Raw genomic sequence first — 2,859 nt, 5'->3', positions numbered from 1 at the left:
CAGATGTGTATAAGAGACAGGAGAGCACGCCTTCCGGCAAGCCCGCGTCGGCGAAGGTCTGCGCCAGCAGGTTCGCGCTGAACGGTGTCTCGGCCGCAGGCTTGAGCACCACCGTGCAGCCGGCCAGCAGGGCCGGCCCCAGCTTGTTGACCGCCAGGAACAGCGGCACGTTCCACGCGACGATCGCGCCGACCACGCCGATCGGTTCGCGGCGCACGATCGTCTGACCGTAGGCGCCGGTGCGGATCTCTTCCCAGCTGACCTCGTCGGCGGCCGGGCCGGCGAAGAAGTTCAGCGCGCCCAGCGAGCTCATCCAGTGCATCGTCTCGACGCTCAGCGGGGGCTGGCCGGTCTCGGCGCCCAGCAGCGCGGTGAACTGGTCTTTGCGCTCTTCCATCAGCTTTATCGCGGCGGCGATCACCGCGGCCCGCTCGGCGGGCGGGGTGGACGGCCACGGGCCGGAGTCAAACGCGGTGCGCGCGGCGGCCACCGCCGCGTCCACATCTGCTTTGGCAGCCAGCGGCACCTTGCCGACATACTCGCCGGTGGCCGGGTTGTGCACCTCGATCACCTGATCGGTGGACGGGGCGGTCCACTTGCCGCCGATGAAGAGGGTGTCGTATTCGGTGATGCTGGAGTCGGTCATGGGCGCCACCCTACCTAGCCGACGGACGGATTAGAACACGTTGCAGTCAATCCGTTATTCCGTTTGCAGCACCAGCACCAGGTTGCTCACACCGAACTCGCGAATCCCTGGCACCTTGGTGATCGACCACGCCCATCGCGGGTGATAACGGGGGAAAGCTGCGACCAGAGCGCCGGTGTGGCGAGCCCACTCCAAGCCCTCGGCGGCAGACACCGCGAACAATGACGAGCCGTAGTTGTTCTTGGGCGGGTGGCCGTGCCGGCGGGTGTAGCGCCGGGCGGCTCGCTGTCCGCCCAGGTAGTGGGTCAGGCCCATCTCGTGACCGCCGAACGGACCCAGCCACACCGTGTAGGACAGCACCGCCAGCCCGCCGGGCCGGGTGACCCGCAGCATCTCGTTGCCCAGCTGCCAGGGCCGCGGCACGTGCTCGGCGACGTTGGAGGACAGGCAGATGTCCACGCTGGCGTCGGCGAACGGCAGCGCCATCCCCGAGGCCCGCACGAACGTCCCCGCGGCGCCCGCGGGCCGAGGGCCCGCCGCGTGCACTTCCCCGGGGTCGGGTTCCACGCCGATATAGCGCAGACCGGCCTCGGCGAAAGCGGTGGCGAAGTAGCCCGGACCGCCGCCGACGTCGAGGACGGTCTTGCCGGCCGGATCGTCGCCGCAGACTCCGCGCCACAGTTCGGTGACCATGGCGGCGGTGTCGTCGGCCAGCGCACCGTAGAACCGATCCGGCGCGGTCTGCTCGTAGCGGAACTGGGACAGCAGGCGCACCGAACGGGCCAGCGTCGCGCGTCGCGCGAACAGGTCGGTGGCAGCCACCGAGCCAGCCTAGGCCGCCAGTAGGCCGACTACCCTGGTCGGCGTGTCTGCTGTCCGCTCGGTCCTGCTGCTGTGTTGGCGTGACACCGGGCATCCGCAGGGCGGCGGCAGCGAGACCTACCTGCAGCGCATCGGCGCCGAGCTGGCCGCCGCCGGCGTGACAGTCACCCTGCGCACCGCCCGCTACCCGGGCGCGCCCAAAGACGAGGTCGTCGACGGCGTGCGCATCAGTCGGCGCGGCGGCCCCTACACCGTGTATCTCTGGGCGCTGGCAGTGATGGCGGCGGCGCGCATCGGGCTTGGACCGCTGCGCGGGCTGCGACCCGACGCGGTGATCGACACCCAGAACGGGCTGCCGTTCCTGGCGCGGCTGATCTACGGGCGGCGGGTCGCGATGCTGGTGCACCACTGCCACCGCGAGCAGTGGCCGGTGGCGGGCCCGGTGCTGAGCCGGATCGGCTGGATGGTGGAGTCGAAACTGTCGCCCTGGCTGAACCGGCGCAACCAATACCTGACCGTGTCACTGCCCTCGTTGCGCGACCTGATCGAGCTCGGAGTCGGTCCCGAGCGCATCGCGGTGGTGCGCAACGGCCTCGATGAGGCGCCGCCGGCAACGCTGACCCGCCCTCGCTCGCCAACGCCGCGGGTGGTGGTGCTGTCTCGCCTGGTGCCACATAAGCAGATCGAGGACGCGCTGGACGCGGTCGCGGCGTTGCGTGCCCACGTGCCGGGCCTGCACCTCGATGTCATCGGCGGAGGTTGGTGGAGCGAGCGGCTGGTGGAGCACGCCGCCGAACTCGGGATCACCGACGCGGTCACCTTCCACGGCCACGTCGATGAGGTCACCAAACACGAACTCGTGCAACAGGCCTGGGTGCATGTGTTGCCGTCCCGCAAAGAGGGCTGGGGCCTGGCCGTCATCGAGGCGGGCCAGCACGGTGTGCCCACCATCGGCTACCGGGCCTCCGGCGGGTTGTCCGATTCGATCGTCGACGGAGTCACCGGGACCTTGGTCGACGATCGCGACGAGCTGGTCGAGCAATTGCGGCGATTGCTGGCGGATGCCGTGCTGCGCGAGCAGCTCGGCGCCAAAGCGCAGGACCGCAGCGCAGAGTTCTCCTGGCGGCAAAGTGCCGAAGGCTTGCATGCCGTGCTGGCGGCCGTCCAGGAACGTCGCTACATCAGCGGTGTGGTCTGAGGCGGTAGCTCCCTAAGCGGTGCGCGGCCAGGGTTGGAGCTGCTCGATCTGAGCGGCTAGGCCTAGCAGGGTCCGCTCCGAGCCGGGTTTGCCGACCAACTGCACGCCGACGGGCAGACCCTGGCGGTCGAGTCCGGCGGGCACGTTCATTGCGGGCCAACCGATGATGTTCCACGGCTGTCTCTTATACACA

At 69.5% G+C, this 2,859-nt stretch carries 4 protein-coding genes; 1 reads left to right on the top strand and 3 read right to left on the bottom strand.

The window, feature by feature from the left end:
* The coding region (locus LI94_RS20775) for an aldehyde dehydrogenase family protein (RefSeq protein ID WP_046302417.1) at positions 1-646 on the bottom strand (646 nt) is incomplete at its 3' end.
* A gap of 54 nt (positions 647-700) precedes the next feature.
* Positions 701-1,468: a class I SAM-dependent methyltransferase gene (locus LI94_RS20770; RefSeq protein ID WP_046302416.1), complete on the bottom strand. Its 768-nt coding sequence runs from the start codon at positions 1,466-1,468 to the stop codon at positions 701-703.
* Between the two features lie 43 nt (positions 1,469-1,511).
* Here LI94_RS20770 and LI94_RS20765 point away from each other — a divergent pair, with 43 nt between their 5' ends.
* Positions 1,512-2,666 (top strand): glycosyltransferase family 4 protein, encoded by a 1,155-nt coding sequence (locus LI94_RS20765; protein ID WP_024442697.1) that lies wholly within the window; start codon positions 1,512-1,514, stop codon positions 2,664-2,666.
* A 12-nt stretch (positions 2,667-2,678) separates the two neighbouring features.
* Here the strand turns inward: LI94_RS20765 and LI94_RS20760 are convergent.
* On the bottom strand, positions 2,679-2,859 hold a 181-nt coding region (locus LI94_RS20760), incomplete at its 5' end, for an amidase family protein (RefSeq protein ID WP_046302415.1).

The sequence above is a fragment of the Mycobacterium sp. UM_Kg27 genome, from assembly GCF_000972905.1.
Classification (GTDB): Bacteria; Actinomycetota; Actinomycetes; order Mycobacteriales; family Mycobacteriaceae; genus Mycobacterium.
This window is presented reverse-complemented; position numbering and strand designations above follow the sequence as displayed.